We start from the raw sequence: 17,527 nt of genomic DNA on the forward strand, positions 1-17,527 counted from the left end.
GAAAACGGACGGGTCGAAAGTGTCAGACTTAAGCAATTAAGCGTTTTTCGCTATCTGCGTCAACCCCATTGACGCGACCACCCTAAAAAAGTGGCGTGGTGAGGAATCGCCGTCCGTTTTACGGCGGCGAGGATGTCAATTCTGGGATAGGGATAAATCTTAGCCTACTTGCTGACGATAGATATTCATTTCTAGGCTATCTTCCCCATAAAGATCCTCAATGTGTTGATGACAGCAATCGATCGCAAATTGCTCAAATTCTCTCGGTTCGATTTGATACATTTTGGCAAAAATATCCGGTTGAACACGACAAAATTCCGGTCTCTGGTCATAAATGGTACAGAGACGGGTTTGGCGATCGAAGTATATACACCAACCCTCTTCCCCCACCATGCTGAGATATTGACTTAATTGTGCGGGAGTCAGATATTCTTCTAAGTCAGGACGCTCATCGGGATTTAGTTGACAACAAGCTCCACAATTTTTAATACATTTCCAATTGGCCATATAACCGGTGTGCCGCAATCAATTAATCCTCGGACCTACTGACTAGCTTACTAGCAATTAGTCCCAATTTTGCCTTTCCGCAGCAATTCCCCTCAATAGTTTTAATCTCAGCCGGCGATCGGGAGTGAAAGCTTGACGAGGTTAGGATTGAGAAAAATGGGCGTTGTAAGGGTCGAACTTACGGCATCCTGCTTGTAAGGCAGGCGCTCTACCACTGAGCTAAACGCCCGAATCATTTTTGCACTTTCTCAGCATAACATATATTTTTAAAAAAGTATATTATTTTTTTGAGCGAGTTGATTTTTTTCCGATGCCCTCTGGTCGAACTCACGATCGCATTACCCTAATTCTGCTGCCACCGATTGCGGGGGCGAGTTTTTTGGTCAGTGGCAGTGGTAACTTAACTCTGTTACTCTTGGCCAGTTATTTGTTTAGCGGATTTCTGTTTGGACCAGATCTTGACATCCACTCAGTACAATACAAACGTTGGGGTTATCTACGCTGGTTGTGGCTACCCTACCGTTCCATGATCCGTCATCGCGGTTGGTTATCCCACGGTTTATTGATCGGCACAGTCTTTCGGTTATTTTATCTTGGTAGTTTTCTTTTACTAGCGGCGATCATCATCATCCCGATCCTGCAAAGTTTCTGGGGTATAGACTGGGATTGGCGACTGTGGCCGCAGCAAGCGATCGCATTATGGCAACAGTATCCCCGGGTAGCGATCGCTATTTTCCTGGGTTTAGAATTAGGGGCGATGAGTCATAGTTGTAGTGATTGGATCGGATCGGCCTACAAACGTTCTCGAAAAGTGGCTCAAAAACCGGTAAAAAAGAAAAAACGTTAATAGTCCCCGTCCACAATTTCTAATTAGGGTTTGCGGCAAAAAGTTTTTCGGTGGGGGTTGGGGGTTGGGGGTTGGGGGTTGGGGGTTGGGGGTTGGGGTGTGGGGTGTGGGGTGTGGGGTTTTACCCATTTTCAGGTGGTCAATTACCTAATTTTCAGGGAAAAAGTACCTGAAGCCGATCACTCCCATATCTGGTACTTTTTGATTTCAAAAAAGCCTAAAAATATTATCCAACAAGATTTTTAGATTTATTCAGCAAACCCTAATTAGCCTTACTTTTATATTCTTGCCAAGTTTTCGGACTGATAAAGAGAGTTCCTTTTTCTTGCTGGTCGGGAAACTGGATATAATTTTTCTCTAAATAATCCTTGAGTTTTGATGATTGCAGAAATTCCTTTTCAAATCGATAGAGAAAAACCAAATCGGGCTGTCTTTTTTCGATAACTTCTAGGATAAAATCCCCATCAAGATTCTGATTGATAAATCTCTTTCTGGTGATGACAGCAGTTTCTGGGGGTGTTTTCAAGAAATATTGATATATGTAGTGAGGATTATCGGTTAACAGAAGTTTATCGGAGTTTTTAAATTTTTCAAACACAGCTTCTGCTAAAAGAGGTTTATACCTTTTGTTAAATTGAACGTAGGCATTAATTCCAGGATCACGATTGGTGATTATTCTTAAGGTATTAAAGATAAATTGACCAGACAGGGAGAGAAAAATCAGCATTTTAAGTATTAATACTCGGGTTATTTGGCGATTTTGCTGAAATTCCCCGAGGCTATCAGTAATTTTTAACTGTTCGACAAATAAGGCAATTATCCAAACGGCAGGAATAATTAAATGGACATAATAATGAGTCCATATTTGGGCAACTGTGGCAAATCTAAATAGATTAGAACCTAACCAAACCAAGGGCGGTAAAAGTGGTATTATATTGCGAGTAAAAACCATCGCTATAATAGCGATTACTGTGACGATCAGATAAATTGGTTCGTACTTTAGGGCGTTTTGTAAGAGAGTCAATAAGGTGAGATTTTCTTCACCGAAACTAGAGGCAACACTGACATGAGATTTAATGATATTTGCGTAGGAAAAAGTAAAAATAGTCAGAGAACCCAAGACAAAGACTAAAACGACAGCGACTAACCAAATAACAATATCAATGATTCTTTTAATAAAACTATTCTATTGATTAAGAAAAATAATTAAAGCTACAGTTGGGATAATAGTAATGCCTGAAAGTTTAATTTGCAGGGAAAAAACGAAAGCAATGGCACTGAGTAAATACAGCCCATACTTAAGCTTACCGGTGAATTGAAGGGCTTTAAAGATAATAAAAATACTTAAGATTGTAAAAAAAAGTGATGGTAATTCCCGCAACATTGTCGTTGACAGGTTAATATACACTGGACAGGTTGAGAGAATGAATACTGATAAACAAGAGGCTAATATTCCGCAATTAACTCTCAGAATTAGATAAAAAATTCCTAACATAATTGTGGACAAAGAAATCACCATAATGCGGGCGGCATAGAGAGTAAATCCTGTCACACTTAACCAACCATTTAGTAAAAGAGATAAACCCGATAAATGATCGTGCCAAACTTGTTCGTAGAGACGATAACCTTGTTTAGTGACGTAGGCAAGTACCAGGGCCACCGCTTCATCAAAATTAAGGATATAGGGATAATGAAGCGGGACTTTCCAGAAAACAATCCCTAGAAAAAAAACTGCAATGGCAATTAATGCCATTAAATCAAAACGATAAGATTTCTTATTCATACACTTTTTCTGGACAAGAATTGCTGCGTATCTTATCACAGATCGAGACATCAATTATGGGTTAAAAAAGATACAAAGATTACTTTTCAGAACTACGCCCTAAATCTTTAGATCTATGATAGGCCGCCACTACTGCCTCGATAATAGTCGATCGAAAAGAGCCTTTTTCTAATTGTCTCACCCCAGCAATCGTGGTTCCCCCGGGGCTAGTGACGCGATCCTTTAATTCTCCCGGATGTATGGCCGATTCTTTTAATAGGGTTGCCGTCCCTAAAACTGTTTCTAGGGCCAATTGAGACGCGATCGCTCGCGGTAATCCGGCCGCCACACCACCATCGCTTAAAGCTTCCACCATCAAGGCCACAAATGCCGGGCCCGATCCCGATAATCCCGTTACCGCGTCCATCAAAGCCTCGGGAACTTCCACCACCGAACCGACGGCCGCAAAAATATCTCTGGCTACGGCCAGATGTTCCGGTTCCGCATGACGACCAGCTGCGATCGCTGTAACCCCTTGTCCCACCGTGGCCGGGGTATTGGGCATCGTCCGGATCACGGGGCGATCGGGAAAGCCCATTTCTAAGCGATTGAGGGTAACTCCTGCTAAAATCGAGATAATCAAGGGTTTTTCGGGTATTCCCAGCAAACTATTCACTACTTGCTCTAAAATTTGCGGTTTTATCGCTAAGATTAACACCTCAGTTGCTCTAGCGGCTTCCCGGTTATCCTCACTGACTTGTACTCCGTAGGTATTAACCCAAAAGTTGCGCCGTTGGGATTGGGGTTCACTGACTAACACCGTTTCGGGACTATAAATATTTTTTTTTAATAAACGGCTGAGAATGGCCTCGGCCATGACTCCACCACCAATAATTCCTAAACGAATAGACACAGTATTATTTAAAGTAAAAAGAAAAAAAGGCAGATTTAGAGATCTTACCCCCAAAAAAACGCATCCTCTCGAGAATCGATCGATTTCTAGCTTCGACAAACTTAACGAGAGGACTATGGGAGGACTCATTGAGCTAATCGACTGCTTTCGGCTCCCCAAGCAGGTGCGGGGGAAACGGGACGAGCCATTTTCGGGTTGTCGGTGATATCGTGAATAGTTCCGGAAAGGGTGCTAACTTTAACGCAGCTGGGGGTAAATAGGAAAATACTCTCACCGATGCGTTCTTGATGACCATCAATCGCGTAAGTGCCACCGGCGACAAAATCCACGGCTCTTTGTGCTTCTTCGGGATCCATGACGTTGAGGTTTAAAACCACCGATTTGCGTTCTCTCAGGGTTTGGATAACTTGGGGCATTTCCTCGAAGGAATGGGGCTCGATCACTACTACTTCTGCATTATTGTTGTTAATACCTGGCATACCGATCACGTTGCTTCTGTTGAGTCCCATAGATGTGGCTGTACTGAGATTTAAAGGTTCGCGTTGACGACGATTGAGGGTATCTTCTTCTTCGTTTTGATCCCTATCTTGGGGGGAAGACTTTTCCCAGTTCATTTCTTCGTAGTCGGTTTCATCTTCGTCTTCCGGTTGTTCGGAGATGCCGACAAAATCTTTGAGTTTGGTAAAAATGTTGTTCACAGTCTAAGTGTCCTTCAAAAGATTTTTTAGGTGGTCTTGGCTAGAGTCGGGGTTATTTTAGTGGCCTTTAACAACTTTTGCTCTTACTTGGTACAGGGGAACTATTTTGTTAAGGGTTCGTCATTCTAGTCGTCTGGAGACAGAGGTTAGTTCCCTCTTTTCAGTTATCAGTTATCAGGGGATAGTTTTCAGGGATTGGGAAAAAGTCAATTCCTCATTTCTAACCACCGGTTTCTAGACTAGACGCTGTAATTTTAAGATATATTGTCACCGATTATTAAAATTTCTAGGGGTTTTTTCTGTAAATTTACGGAGATGGCTTAGTAGATGCGATCACCAAAGATGCTGGTTCCCACCCGGATCAAAGTGGCTCCAGCCTTGATGGCGAGAGGATAATCGTTAGACATCCCCATGGATAGATGAGGCAGGCATAAACTAGAGCTATTCTCGATTATTTGGGCTAAATCGCCGGTTTTTTCAAAGGCGGCTAACTTTTCCCCAGCGGATAATCCCTGGGGCAGAATTGTCATCAAACCTTGAATTTTTAGCTGTTTACAGTTGACTAAAGCGGGAATATCTGCTAGTAATTCGTCCGTGTCCCAACCGAACTTATCGGGATCGGGGACAACTTTCACCTGTAGCAAAACTTGGGGATTAATCTCTAATTCCGCCGCTAGGCGATCGAGTCTTTGGGCTAATTTTAAACTATCGAGGGAATGGATTAAATCAAAAGATTCTAGAACTTTGCGGGCTTTATTTGCCTGTAGATGCCCGATAAAGTGCCAAGAAATATCTGGGAGGTCTTTTAGTTCTTGCTGCTTCGAGATTGCTTCCTGTAGCTTACTTTCAGCAAAATCTCTCACTCCTGCTTGGTAAGCTTGACGGATATAATCGCTCGATACCTGTTTACTGACGGCAATCAGGCGCGTGGAGGGGGGTAGGGTAAGACGGATTGACTCGATACGACTAGCGATCGTCATGAACTAGACTGAAAAGGTTTGTTGATAAGTTTGGTTGAGACTGTTAAATTCTTGCACATTACTGCCCCGTCGCAAATTCCGTAGCCGGTTTTCCACTAAAAGACGAGCATCGGAACGACTAATCGGATCGAACGAGACTTTTTTGGGTCCCACCGTCACCAGAAAAAAAAGACGTTGGGCATAAAGAGTGGTAAATAATTCCCGATGTTCTTCTAATAGACACACTCTGTATAATAGACCGAAAGTAGGATGATTGAGATAGGTTTCGTTACTCATTCAAGCGATCGCTAAAGGAAAAGGATTGAGCAAACTAGAAAGTTTTTCCACAACAAAATCAAGCGGATGGCTCAAAAACAATTGATTTTTCGGGTGTTTCCCCTAGCCTGATTTTACCAGAATCCTTCAATGACAACTAACGATGCCAGTCTATGTCATGATTTCCTGAGTTTTCACTTTTTCCCTGTTAACGTGGATACATTTCGGTGACAACTTGTCACCATCAGAAATTAGCTCGGCTGCAAAAATCAAAGATTTTCATTTAGCTGAGGAGACTCCGATACTCCGAGACAGGAGGATAAAAAAGACAATAGACAACTAAAATACCCATAAAAGCTAAGATTATATCAAATTTATCAGGTTTTTTAGATATTTTAACTCGATAGCGGCGATCGGTGAACTGAAAACTCACATCTGATCACTGATAACTGATAACTGATCACTGAATCACTGATGAAATGCCCTAAGCTTGTATTAAGCCTTTTTTAACTTCAAATTCCTTTAACCTCAATCAATATGGATTTTTCTAGTCTTGTTGCCAGTCAGCTAAACGCCGGTGCTATCTGGCCTGAAGGAATCCTGATTATTACCCTGATGGTGATTTTAATCGGCGATTTAATCGTGGGACGGAGTGCCAGAAGTTGGCTGCCCTACGTTGCGATCGCTGGTCTGCTCGCTGCTGTGGTTGCTCTCTATTTTGCCTGGGATAATCCGAAACCAGTAGCCTTTTTAGGGGCTTTTGAGGGTGATAATCTCAGTATCGTCTTTAGGGCGATTATTGCTCTTTCTACCGCCTCCACAGTGCTGATGTCTGTCCGTTATGTGGAACAAGCGGGAACTTCCCTAGCGGAATTCCTGGCCATTATGCTCACCGCAACTCTCGGAGGAATGTTCCTATCTGGCGCTAGTGAATTGGTGATGATCTTCATCTCCCTAGAAATGCTCAGTATTTCCTCCTATCTAATGACCGGTTACATGAAGCGGGATCCTCGATCGAACGAGGCCGCTTTAAAATACCTGTTAATTGGAGCTTCTAGTTCGGCGATTTTCCTCTATGGTGTTTCCCTTCTCTACGGTTTATCCGGAGGTGAAACCAGTTTAAGCGCCATTGCTCAAAAATTAACCGCTGTTAACGGTGGTCAGTCCCTGGCCTTAGCGATATCATTAGTTTTTGTGATTGCCGGTATCGCCTTCAAAATTTCGGCGGTTCCCTTTCACCAGTGGACTCCTGATGTGTACGAAGGTTCACCCACTCCCGTGGTCGCTTTCCTCTCGGTGGGTTCGAAAGCGGCGGGTTTTGCCCTAGCAATTCGCCTATTAGTGACGGTTTTCGGTCTAGTCAGCGAACAATGGCGGTTTATCTTTATCGCTCTAGCAATTTTGAGTATGATCCTCGGCAACGTGGTTGCCTTGGCCCAAACTAGCATGAAACGGATGTTAGCCTATTCCTCGATCGGTCAGGCGGGTTTTGTCATGATTGGTTTAACCGCCGGTACTGACGCGGGTTACTCTAGCATGATTTTCTATCTGTTAATTTACCTGTTCATGAACCTAGGAGCTTTTGCCTGTGTGATTCTCTTTGCTCTCAGAACTGGAACCGATCAGATCGCTGAGTATTCGGGACTCTACCAGAAGGATCCGCTCCTAACCCTCTGTTTAAGCATCTGTCTGCTTTCTTTGGGCGGAATTCCGCCTCTAGCTGGCTTCTTTGGCAAGATTTATCTATTCTGGGCCGGTTGGCAAGCGGGACTTTATGCCCTCGTCCTCGTGGGTTTAGTCACCAGTGTGGCCTCGATTTACTACTATATCCGTGTGGTCAAAATGATGGTGGTCAAGGAACCCCAAGAGATGTCCGATGCGGTGAAAAATTACCCCGTTATCAATTGGACTCTTACTGGGATGCGTCCCCTACAGGTGGGTATTGTCCTCTCCCTAGTGGCGACTTCCCTAGCTGGTATCCTTTCCAATCCTCTCTTTACCCTAGCGACGGATTCCGTCACCACTACCCCCATCCTACAATCGGCGGCCCTGGCGACGCACATTTCCCAAGCGAATTGAGAATCCCTGTTGATTTATCGGCGTTGTCAGATCAGAATAGGAAAGATGCCATGCAATCCTTGCTATCAAAGTAATTTCAGTTCCAGGCTGATTCGGAGCATCTTTCAATTTGACAACGCCTATTGTAGGGCTAATTCCGGAATTAGCCCTACACCTAATCCGTTTTTAATAGTGTGATTAACTCTCAATTTGTTCTAAAATAGAGGCTAAAATATCTGGAGTGAATCCGTTAGCTTCTGCTTCATCAGTAGCTTGATCCATAATTGTTGATAATCTCGCCGCTGCTTTTTGACGATATTTTTCTAATTCTAATTGAATAGTTTCAGTTAATTTGTTTTCTATGTTCGCTCGGTCATTGGGTTTAATTTTAGCGTAATATCTAGCAATTTCTAAAGGAACTTGAATAGTGATTTTTGTTTTGCTATTCATGGTAAGTAGCTGGTTATAATTAAATTAAAAATCGATTTTAGATTCGATCCCCCCTGCCCCCCTTGATAAGGGGGGTGTCTGATAATTTTTAACGCCTACCTAACTTAATTGATTGTTTTTTTACTTTTAACAGACCTCTATTGTAGCACAAAATCACCATACTCATTCAATTTGACAATATTGATGTAAAAGTTGCCATTGGATCAAAAAAATCAATGAATAGAAACATGGACTAAAAATAAAACCCTCTCAACTGGCTAATTGAAGGGGCATTTATTGTATTTTTGGTGAGCAATTTAGCAAACTTTTGTGGTTTCTTTTTCGATGGATTGGGATGGCTTTAGTTTGCGCTTGAGGGTTGAAGCTGCGCCGAGAGTGCTAAGGACTCCAAGACCAAAGAGGGAGGCGGGTTCAGGTACTTGTTGTACTTGTTGTACTGTCCCAAAAGTTACGGGGAAAGCTACTGAAGCAGCAACCTCTGGGGATGTATTGATGGCGATTTCAAAACCAGGATTACCATCAGTACCAATTACATAAAATGGACCACCGAAACCCGTGGACGAGTTCACAAACACTAAATCAGCTGGGTTACTCCCATCAGCATTAGCTGTATTAAAAGTTAACGTTGAAGATGTGGCATTAACCAAAAATTGCCCTGTTCCCGAAATGTTAGAAGTGTCCGCAGCATTTAAAACAGGAAAAGGATTACCATTAACTGTCAGGATAAGGTTAACGTTGGTAAAGGGATTAGGAGTACCATTCTGGATAGTATAGCTGCCTACTGGCACATCTACGGTTCCCACTAAAGAAGCGTTATTACCTGATTCACTCCAACTGCGGTTAACAGTAAAAGTAACGGCCGTTGCTGCGACAGGAGTGAGCATAGCAGCGAGAGAAGTTGCGCCAGCTAAAGCTAGGGTAGGAATTAATCGGTTTTTAATCATCTTGATTGAACAAACGGGTGACTGGATGCAACTATCGTCTTCCTTGCGGCCTGGTCAAGCAACAGCCGAACCCAAGACAAAATGAGGACAGTAAGAGGATACACATTTACCCCCCCCGAACTGTATTAAAAGATACAATTAATAAATCTTTACATTCTTCATTCGTTGAGTATAGGCTACATATCAGGACAGACAAAAGGGTGAATAAATAATCAGTTTTTAATAACCAGATTTAGCGTTGGGTTTCATGCTTCAACCCAACCTACGTTCATCTAAATCCGTTGAGTATAGGCTACATATCAGGACAGGCAAAAGGGTGAATAGATAATCAGTTTTTAATAACCGGATTTAGTATTAAGACTTGTTCTAGGCTTAACCTGCTTTTTGCTTTACTCAAATTGGCCAAGTAAAAGACTCATTTCGTTAACAACATTCTCACTTGCTTTTAACGCTTCTTTTCTAATTGCTTGAATTTCAGCCATACTTTTTGCTATTCTCTGCTGTTCAGATTTGGGTGGAATAGGCACTAAAACTTTAGACAAATCATCTACTAAAATAGTAGGAATAGCATGACCTGTCATGTACCTTTTAATCTGGCGCAAAAAAAAGTCTGTTCGCATATATACTAATAAAAACAAAGGCTCGACTCCCTGAATATTTCTTAATACCGAAAATCCATTTGAGCAAATTGCTCCGTCTTCATCTTCCGTGATTAGGGCTGTTGCTTGACGTGAGCTTCCTGTACTTGCTCCTGAAATTGCTGTAATAATATCACCTTTGTACACTCTATATGTTGCGCGAGATGGAGCTTCATGTGCTTTGATTATTTGTTGAGAAACAACTTGCATTGTACGATAATCAACATCGGCAATAGCGATATATCTAATTTCACTATCTTTGGCTAAACGAAAATCAGCCGCATCTCTCAAAATATCGGCAATTTCACCTAAAGGTTTCGCCCCAATAGATTTTAGATGTTCTAATAATTTTTGGTCATTGGGTAAATAATGTTCGGCATCCAGTCTCGAATTGAGCAGGGTGTTCTTAACTGTATAAATACAATCGCTGTTTTGTGCAAATTCGCCGTTGATAAATGATGCAAAAGATTGAGAAATATCATCTATATCATCGTCAACTATTGGCAAACCTGATTTTGTTTGGGCTATAACTCCAGACTCGTTGCGCTTATATATTGTTTGTCCTTTAACGTCATAGCCTATTTTTTTGATTTGTGCCATAAAACAAGAATCATTGTTTGCTGGTAATTTTTGAACTACTAAAAGTGATGTCTTGATTCCTGTGCCATAAGGTACAAAAGCTTCTGTGGGGATGGAAACAACACCTAATATTTTTGCTTGGGAGCGCAACCAATAGCGAATAGGTCCATTAGAGATATTTTGTAATAGACCATCGGGTAAAACAATTGCCATGCGCCCACCTGCTCGCAATAATTTTATAGATTTCTCAATAAATAAAATATCGGGCGACTGACCTGCTAAAACGGTTGGGGAAACTTCCCAACCATTGGACGCTGATTTATGCCATTTCCGGGCAAGAAGATATGATTTAAGAATTTTCTGGTCTTCTACTTTTCCTTTATTTCCAAAAGGAGGATTTGTCAAGATAACATCAAAAGAGTTATTTAATTTTTCATCTTCGATAAGCGCATTAGTGCAGATAATTTCTGAACCTGTGCCACCTTCAAAAACTAAACGAATCATTCCCGAAAGGGCGACATCGGGATTAAATTCAATTCCCGTAATACTTTCTTGCACAAAACTTGCTATATCGAACTCTGGGTTATTTTGTCGAACATGGTTTATTGCTTGAATTAAGAAACCACCACTTCCGCAAGCAGGGTCGATAATTTTTTCGTTTGGTTTGGGGTCTATCATTTCAACCGCAAGGCGTACAATTGGGTGAGGGGTAAAAAATTCTCCCCTATCTCCACGCTGGTGTCTATTTACAAAAGTTTGAAAGGCTTCACCTTTTATATCGCCAGATGTTTTACTTAAATTGATGTACTGTAACTTTCCTACAATATAAGCAAGAGTCAAAGGTTTTAACTTGAATGTGTCATCGGTGAAAAATCCCCGATAATGATTCTTGATGGAGGTAAATAATTGACTGAGACGCGACATAAATTCATCGGACTTATTGGCGACGATGGCTTTATATTCACTTGCTGTAACGCCAAAATTTACAGATTGCTTGGCAGATTTTTCGTCATGAAGTTTGATGATGATTAGTTTAACCATCTCGTGAAAAATCTTGTCTTTGAGCATTCCTTCGTTGGCGTAAATATAATTATGGCACTCTTCAAAAACTGCGGAAAGATTGTTAGAAGGTCGTAATTCCTGAATTTGCGGGAGTTTTTCAGGTAACAGGCTATCTTCGGAAAATAACAATCCTTGCTCTTTCATTTTTCCAGTTTGCTGCTGTCTTCTGTCCATTTGTTACAACTCTCCATTTGCTTCTTCTGTAATTAAATATCTATTATCAACCTGCATTTCGTCTTCTTTGACACTATCTTTCTCCTTCAATGTTTGGTAAACATCATTTAGATTTTCATACCAGTCATCAGTGATACTTAATCTTGCGTTGCCAGATTCATCAGTAAACACAAACCCCATGATGTAATTTTGCTGTAAGTGATTTTCATCCTCACCAGATGATTCTAGGTGTTGGGGGTTGGCAAAAAGAAATTTATGCTCTGAATACCGAAGAAAAATGTCAATCGAAATAACGTTAAATTCATCTTTTCGAGGCGTTGCTTGAGTTCTGTTGCTTGAAGCAGATTTGCCAGAAACAAAGTGAGTTTCCAAGACCCGAATTTTTGACATAACATAATTGAGGCGGCTGTCAAATAACGCATTTACTTCTTCTCTTGAAAGATGCTTCAATGCCTTTACTGCGCGTGATTTGGCCGTTTCTCGTTGTGGGTTGTAGTTTTGAATTTCTTCATATTCATAAATGGTTGTTGAAAATTCATCTTGAAACTTTGGCAATTCTCGATGTATCCATTCGATAACTTGTTCTTCGATGTTGCCATTCTGGTCAATCCAATCAATTTTTCCAGAATGTGCAATGAGAAAAATTTTTAATTTCTCGAAGTTGTACAATTTATGCCACTTTTCAGAATTTGACTTTACGCCTTTAGATTCCACAACATACCAAAGATTAGATTCTGGTTTGCGAAAATAAAAATCTCCATGGTGATTTGGGTGCTTCCTACCTTCCCATTTTTCACGAATTCGTTTAACTTCAAATCCATATTCTTCTTCAAGTTTCTTTTTTAGCAACAACTCCGTGATTGAACCACTGACATATCCCTGTGCATTAGGGCTGTGCTTTAATGCTTCAAGAAAAATTTCTAAATTAGTCTTAAATACTCGGTGAACAAAATTAGTCAATCGTTCAAAAATGGTCATATTTTCGTCTTGTATTGTTGAGAAAAACCTTCCCAGAGTTGAATAGATAGACTATTTTTAGCCTCGACTGCATTCCTAGCAAACCAGTCTTTTAGTGGACAGAGATCATCGCCATCTTGATTAAACAAGAACTTGCCCCTATACCTAATTATAGAATATAAATTAGAGTATGTCAAGAGATAAAAAATTCAGTTTAATGTTAACCAAAGTGAGTAAAAAAAGCTTAGAGATTGTTTAGGGCATAAATCTTGAGGGATTATATCAAAACATTGCAGACGACTGAATAAATTCAGTCATGCTCCCGTGTTATTTTAGTAAAATTGTTTAGCCTTTTGATCAGGTGGGTGGCACTCACCTGATTTATTTTTAGCTATACATTAAAACGGAATAGTAAAACATCACCTTCTTGAACAATGTATTCCTTGCCTTCACTTCTGACTAAACCTTTTTCTTTAGCGGCGCTCATTGTGCCACTATTAACTAAATCCTGATAAGACACGGTTTCTGCACGAATAAAACCCCGTTCAAAATCCGAGTGAATAACTCCGGCTGCCTGGGGTGCTTTCATGCCAGAAATAATCGTCCAAGCGCGGGTTTCTTGGGGACCGGTGGTGAGATAGGTACGCAGTCCTAATAACTCGTAGGTAGCTTTAATTAAAGATTTTAATCCCCCTTCTTCTACTCCTAAAGAACCGAGAAAATCTTTTCTTTCTTCTTCCGACAATTCCACCAATTCCGATTCCACTTGAGCAGAAACGATCACAACTTTTGCCTGTTCCTGTTGGGCAATTTGACGGACACTTTCTACCCAATCATTACCCGTGGCCAGATCATCTTCGCTAACATTAGCGGCATAAATAATCGGTTTACGACTCAATAAACCGAGATTTTTAATTAACTCTTCTTCCTCTTTGCTTAAATCCACTTTTCGCGCCGAAATACCGTCATTAAGACAAATTAGGATTTTTTCAAGGATAGCCAATTCTTCGGCGGCTTCCTTGCTATTTTTCGCCTGTTTGCGTAAACGTTCCACCCGCTTCTCCACCTGTCCCAAATCCGCTAGAGCTAACTCTAGATTAATCACCTCGATATCGCGGGCCGGATCCACAGAACCGGAAACATGAATAATATCATCATTATCAAAACAGCGCACCACATGAACGATCGCGTCCACTTCCCGGATATTAGCCAAAAATTGATTACCCAATCCTTCCCCCTGACTCGCACCCTTGACTAATCCGGCGATATCGACAAATTCGATCCGCGTCGGCACGATTTTCTCAGAATTAGAGATTTTAGCCAAAACCTCCAGACGTTCATCGGGGACGGATACCACACCCACATTCGGTTCAATGGTACAAAAGGGAAAATTAGCGGCCTCGGCCTTGGCATTAGCCACCAGAGCGTTAAATAGGGTCGATTTCCCCACATTTGGCAGTCCCACGATTCCAGCTTTTAACATAAAAATTGCTTGATAAACATCATTCCGACCTCTCACTATATCAGGCTGCCTCTCGTTTTTGTGAATCCAGTTGATGAGAAAGACTGTGGATAGTCAACAGCTTAGTTAACATTTATTCAAGTTCCTTAACTAAAAGTAGGCGAGACTTTACAAGAGATTGCGAGAATGGGATGTAATGCTTGAGACTGAGTTAGGGTGAAAAGTAAGAAAGAATACACTTGTAGCACTGGGCAAAATTATGGCAAGACAGGCCTTTCACTTCTAACTACGTCCTGAGAGTAATTTTCAGTGCTATGACAGTATATTTCCTAGGGCGATCGAGTGTAAATATCGTCCCATCGCCACAACTAATCACTAAATCATTGTTGGGGGTATCTGTATGAATCAAAGTATCGGAGCAAACACCCGTAATGTGGCCCTTGTCGGCCCCTACTCCAGTGGAAAAACCTCCTTACTGGAAAGTTTACTTTTCGTAACAGGAGCCATCACCAGAAAAGGCAAAATCAGCGATCGCAATACCGTCAGTGATAGTTCCACGCAAGCGCGGGATCGACAGATGAGTGTAGAAGTTTCCGTTGCCCATAGTCAATACCAAGACCTAAATTTTACCTTTCTCGATTGCCCCGGTTCGATCGAATTTGCCAGTGAAACCTATAATGCCCTCGTCGGGGCCGGTGCTGCTATTATCGTTTGTGAACCGGTGGTCGATCGAGTTCTCACCCTGGCTCCCTTGCTAAAATTCCTCGATGATTGGGAAATTCCGCATCTAATCTTCATCAACAAGATGGATCGCTGTAATAGTCACTTTAACGAAGTCCTACAAGCTCTCAAATCCGTTTCTAGTCGTCCCCTCGTTCCCCAGCAATATCCTATCCGGCAGAACAACGAAATTATCGGATTTATCGATTTAATCAACGAACAGGCTTATCATTACCATGCTAACAGTCCCGCCGATCCTGTACCTTTACCCGACCACCTCAAGGAAGAAGAACAGATTGCTCGACAAGAAATGCTAGAAACGATCGCCGAATTTGATGATCATCTTTTAGAAGAACTCCTCGAAGATATTAACCCCTCCCGGGAAGAAATTCTCCAAGACTTAAAACAAGAACTGGGAGCCGATCAGATAGTACCCGTGTTCTTAGGTATGGCGGAACGGGACTATGGTGTGCGTCATCTCCTCACCGCTTTAGTGGAAGAAGCACCGGCCCCGACAATTACTGCCAACCGTCGCGGTCTCGATCCCAGTGCGGATGGGGATGCGGTGGTACAAATCCTCAAAACCTATTTTACTCCCCAGGGCGGTCGCCTCTCCCTAGCGCGAGTCTGGCAGGGAACCCTTAGCGATGGCATGACCTTGAACGGTGTGCGGATTGGTGGTATCTATCGTCTTATGGGACAACAACAACAACCCCTACAGCAGGCCCAAGCGGGGGAAATTGTCGCTCTCGGTCGTTTGGAGGGAATCGCCACCGGAGATGTGGTTAGCAGCGGCAGTCAAAAACCCGATCTTCCCAAAGGTTTACAACTCAAACCCGTCTTTGCCTTGGCCATTGCCGCCGTCAATCGCAAGGATGAAGTGAAATTAAGTTCAGCTTTGACGAAACTGATCGAAGAAGATCCTTCCCTCTACTGGGAACAACACGGTGATACTAAAGAAGTGATTCTTTGGGGACAGGGAGAAATTCATCTGCAAGTGGCCCTCGATCGCCTAGCGCGCAAGTATAATCTACCGATGACCACCCATTTACCCCAAGTTCCCTACAAGGAAACGATCAAAACCAGCACCAAATCCCACGGACGTTATAAACACCAAACCGGCGGTCACGGTGCTTTTGGCGATGTTTACCTCGATATTAAACCCCTGGCCCGGGGGGAAGGTTTCCACTTCCATGAAAGCATTGTCGGTGGTGTCGTCCCCAAACAGTATATCCCCGGGGTGGAAACGGGAGTGCGGGAATATCTCGGTCATGGTCCTTTGGGTTTCCCCGTGGTGGATATCGATGTCACTCTCACCGATGGTTCCTATCACAGTGTCGATAGTTCCGAACAAGCTTTTAAACAAGCGGCCCGTCTAGCGATGACGGAAGGACTGCCTAAATGTCATCCGGTCTTATTAGAACCAATTCTATCGGTGACGGTTCTCGCTCCCTCAGAATACACCGCCAAGGTTTTACAGTTAATCAGTGGTAAACGCGGTCAAATTCAGGGTTTTGAAGCTTCTGAGGAGTGGAAAGGTTGGGATCAGGTAACGGCCTATCTTCCCCAAGCGGAAATGCACGATTTTATCGTTGAATTGCGTTCTTTGACTATGGGTGTCGGTTTCTTCCAGTGGGATGAGGATCACCTGCAAGAAGTGCCGGATAAACTGCGCGATGGGGTTTTAGCTATGCAGGGTAATGGTAACAAGTAAAGTCTTCTTGGCTGTCACTAAAATAGAGCGATAAATTACCAAGAGATGGGCTTTTATTGGCTCATCTCTCCCTTTTTTGGCAAAAAATGACAGAAGGGTTCGATAAGATTCTCTCAAGTTTGTACTGTCTTATAAATTCTTGTCTGTGTAGTTCAATAATATTTCTAAGACCTTTTTAAGTTCGATAATTGGCAATGCCTGTTGTCTTCCTGCTCCAATTAAACGATGTGTAACACCATAAAAAATATTTGTCTCAACGTCACGTTCCATTAATGTATCGCCTTTTTCCTTTAGAAGTTTATTCTTATTTTCAAAGTCTATATCCCAACACACTAATATATTAATATGATTAGCATCTTTTTTATTATTATTAATATCTGGATAAATATCTCGTAAGTTTTTCTTAAATTCTATCAAGATGTCTTTTCTTAGACTACTTTCATAAGTTGTAAAAATTGGGGTAATGATTCGGTAGTAGTGGCGTAGCTCTCTTGCTTACCTGGTATGAATTGTGTAAAATATTTATTAATAAAAATAATTGGAACCCGATCAGTCTTTAAACCTCTAGCTTGATCATGACTTTTCTGATAAATATCTTTTTCTGGCTCCTGTCTGGCTTACTGAAATATCAGTCTAGCACCGAACAAAGTACCCCCTTCACCTCCGTTCCCCTGTCCTAATTGTGGTTCTCACCATAGGATCAAGAATGGTTCTATTCATAATGGAAAACCCAAACGTCAATGTAAAGAATGTGGTCGTCAGTTTGTGATCAATCCCACTAATAAAACCGTATCTGACGAAACCAAA

Annotated in this window: 14 protein-coding genes, 1 tRNA gene and 2 pseudogenes; 4 read left to right on the forward strand and 13 right to left on the reverse strand. The window is 41.9% G+C overall.

Going from position 1 to position 17,527, the window contains the following annotated elements:
- Positions 1–159: 159 nt before the first annotated feature.
- Positions 160–507, reverse strand: a complete 348-nt coding sequence (locus IM319_RS14365; protein ID WP_287673804.1) for a YkgJ family cysteine cluster protein — start codon at positions 505–507, stop codon at positions 160–162.
- A gap of 157 nt (positions 508–664) precedes the next feature.
- Positions 665–736: transfer RNA gene (locus IM319_RS14370), tRNA-Val, on the reverse strand.
- 81 nt (positions 737–817) lie between these two features.
- On the opposite strand from IM319_RS14370, the gene IM319_RS14375 reads away from it, so the two are divergent.
- Positions 818–1,354 (forward strand): metal-binding protein, encoded by a 537-nt coding sequence (locus tag IM319_RS14375; protein ID WP_046662393.1) that lies wholly within the window; start codon positions 818–820, stop codon positions 1,352–1,354.
- A 262-nt stretch (positions 1,355–1,616) separates the two neighbouring features.
- On the opposite strand, the pseudogene IM319_RS14380 reads toward IM319_RS14375, so the two are convergent.
- The 5 genes and pseudogenes from IM319_RS14380 to pipX form a co-directional block, all read right to left on the reverse strand.
- Positions 1,617–3,137 (reverse strand): annotated as a pseudogene (locus IM319_RS14380) (ArnT family glycosyltransferase).
- Positions 3,138–3,216: 79 nt separating this feature from the next.
- Positions 3,217–4,029: a pyrroline-5-carboxylate reductase gene (proC, locus tag IM319_RS14385; protein ID WP_286826193.1), complete on the reverse strand. Its 813-nt coding sequence runs from the start codon at positions 4,027–4,029 to the stop codon at positions 3,217–3,219.
- 125 nt (positions 4,030–4,154) lie between these two features.
- Positions 4,155–4,727, reverse strand: a complete 573-nt coding sequence (locus tag IM319_RS14390; protein WP_287075766.1) for a cell division protein SepF — start codon at positions 4,725–4,727, stop codon at positions 4,155–4,157.
- A 320-nt stretch (positions 4,728–5,047) separates the two neighbouring features.
- A complete protein-coding gene (locus IM319_RS14395) occupies positions 5,048–5,707 on the reverse strand; it encodes a YggS family pyridoxal phosphate-dependent enzyme (protein WP_287075768.1) in 660 nt (219 codons plus the stop codon).
- 3 nt (positions 5,708–5,710) lie between these two features.
- Entirely contained in the window at positions 5,711–5,983 is a 273-nt protein-coding gene (gene pipX / locus IM319_RS14400) for a transcriptional coactivator PipX (RefSeq protein WP_002733869.1), read from the reverse strand.
- A gap of 516 nt (positions 5,984–6,499) precedes the next feature.
- Between pipX and IM319_RS14405 the strand changes: the two genes are divergently transcribed.
- Complete coding sequence (locus tag IM319_RS14405; RefSeq protein ID WP_287736008.1) at positions 6,500–8,041, forward strand: NAD(P)H-quinone oxidoreductase subunit N; 1,542 nt, start codon at positions 6,500–6,502, stop codon at positions 8,039–8,041.
- Positions 8,042–8,218: 177 nt separating this feature from the next.
- Here the strand turns inward: IM319_RS14405 and IM319_RS14410 are convergent, their stop codons facing one another.
- From IM319_RS14410 to ychF, 5 genes are all read right to left on the reverse strand, one after another.
- Positions 8,219–8,470, reverse strand: coding sequence for a hypothetical protein (locus IM319_RS14410; protein ID WP_287736009.1), 252 nt, complete (start codon positions 8,468–8,470; stop codon positions 8,219–8,221).
- 296 nt (positions 8,471–8,766) lie between these two features.
- Positions 8,767–9,414: a PEP-CTERM sorting domain-containing protein gene (locus IM319_RS14415; protein ID WP_287736010.1), complete on the reverse strand. Its 648-nt coding sequence runs from the start codon at positions 9,412–9,414 to the stop codon at positions 8,767–8,769.
- A gap of 389 nt (positions 9,415–9,803) precedes the next feature.
- On the reverse strand, positions 9,804–11,837 hold the full coding sequence (locus tag IM319_RS14420; RefSeq protein ID WP_287736012.1) for an N-6 DNA methylase: 2,034 nt from the start codon (positions 11,835–11,837) through the stop codon (positions 9,804–9,806).
- 33 nt (positions 11,838–11,870) lie between these two features.
- Complete coding sequence (locus tag IM319_RS14425) at positions 11,871–12,845, reverse strand: hypothetical protein (protein WP_110578800.1); 975 nt, start codon at positions 12,843–12,845, stop codon at positions 11,871–11,873.
- Between the two features lie 370 nt (positions 12,846–13,215).
- Positions 13,216–14,307, reverse strand: a complete 1,092-nt coding sequence (gene ychF / locus IM319_RS14430; RefSeq protein WP_286826198.1) for a redox-regulated ATPase YchF — start codon at positions 14,305–14,307, stop codon at positions 13,216–13,218.
- Positions 14,308–14,686: 379 nt separating this feature from the next.
- Between ychF and IM319_RS14435 the strand changes: the two genes are divergently transcribed.
- A complete protein-coding gene (locus tag IM319_RS14435; protein ID WP_287075780.1) occupies positions 14,687–16,720 on the forward strand; it encodes an elongation factor G in 2,034 nt (677 codons plus the stop codon).
- 129 nt (positions 16,721–16,849) lie between these two features.
- Here IM319_RS14435 and IM319_RS14440 read toward each other — a convergent pair whose 3' ends face one another.
- Entirely contained in the window at positions 16,850–17,137 is a 288-nt protein-coding gene (locus IM319_RS14440; protein ID WP_287736011.1) for a hypothetical protein, read from the reverse strand.
- Between the two features lie 158 nt (positions 17,138–17,295).
- Between IM319_RS14440 and IM319_RS14445 the strand changes: the two are divergent.
- Positions 17,296–17,527: pseudogene (locus tag IM319_RS14445) on the forward strand (IS1/IS1595 family N-terminal zinc-binding domain-containing protein); the annotation flags it as partial.

This window comes from Microcystis sp. M113S1 (genome assembly GCF_020246945.1).
Lineage (GTDB): Bacteria > Cyanobacteriota > Cyanobacteriia > Cyanobacteriales > Microcystaceae > Microcystis.

Coding starts and splice junctions, on each gene's coding strand:
- IM319_RS14365 (WP_287673804.1), bottom strand. CDS start 507: ATGGCCAATTGGAAATGTATTAAAAATTGTGGAGCTTGTTGTCAACTA.
- IM319_RS14435 (WP_287075780.1), top strand. CDS start 14,687: ATGAATCAAAGTATCGGAGCAAACACCCGTAATGTGGCCCTTGTCGGC.
- IM319_RS14420 (WP_287736012.1), bottom strand. CDS start 11,837: ATGAAAGAGCAAGGATTGTTATTTTCCGAAGATAGCCTGTTACCTGAA.
- IM319_RS14425 (WP_110578800.1), bottom strand. CDS start 12,845: ATGACCATTTTTGAACGATTGACTAATTTTGTTCACCGAGTATTTAAG.
- pipX (WP_002733869.1), bottom strand. CDS start 5,983: ATGAGTAACGAAACCTATCTCAATCATCCTACTTTCGGTCTATTATAC.
- IM319_RS14405 (WP_287736008.1), top strand. CDS start 6,500: ATGGATTTTTCTAGTCTTGTTGCCAGTCAGCTAAACGCCGGTGCTATC.
- IM319_RS14410 (WP_287736009.1), bottom strand. CDS start 8,470: ATGAATAGCAAAACAAAAATCACTATTCAAGTTCCTTTAGAAATTGCT.
- IM319_RS14415 (WP_287736010.1), bottom strand. CDS start 9,414: ATGATTAAAAACCGATTAATTCCTACCCTAGCTTTAGCTGGCGCAACT.
- ychF (WP_286826198.1), bottom strand. CDS start 14,307: ATGTTAAAAGCTGGAATCGTGGGACTGCCAAATGTGGGGAAATCGACC.
- IM319_RS14395 (WP_287075768.1), bottom strand. CDS start 5,707: ATGACGATCGCTAGTCGTATCGAGTCAATCCGTCTTACCCTACCCCCC.
- IM319_RS14375 (WP_046662393.1), top strand. CDS start 818: ATGCCCTCTGGTCGAACTCACGATCGCATTACCCTAATTCTGCTGCCA.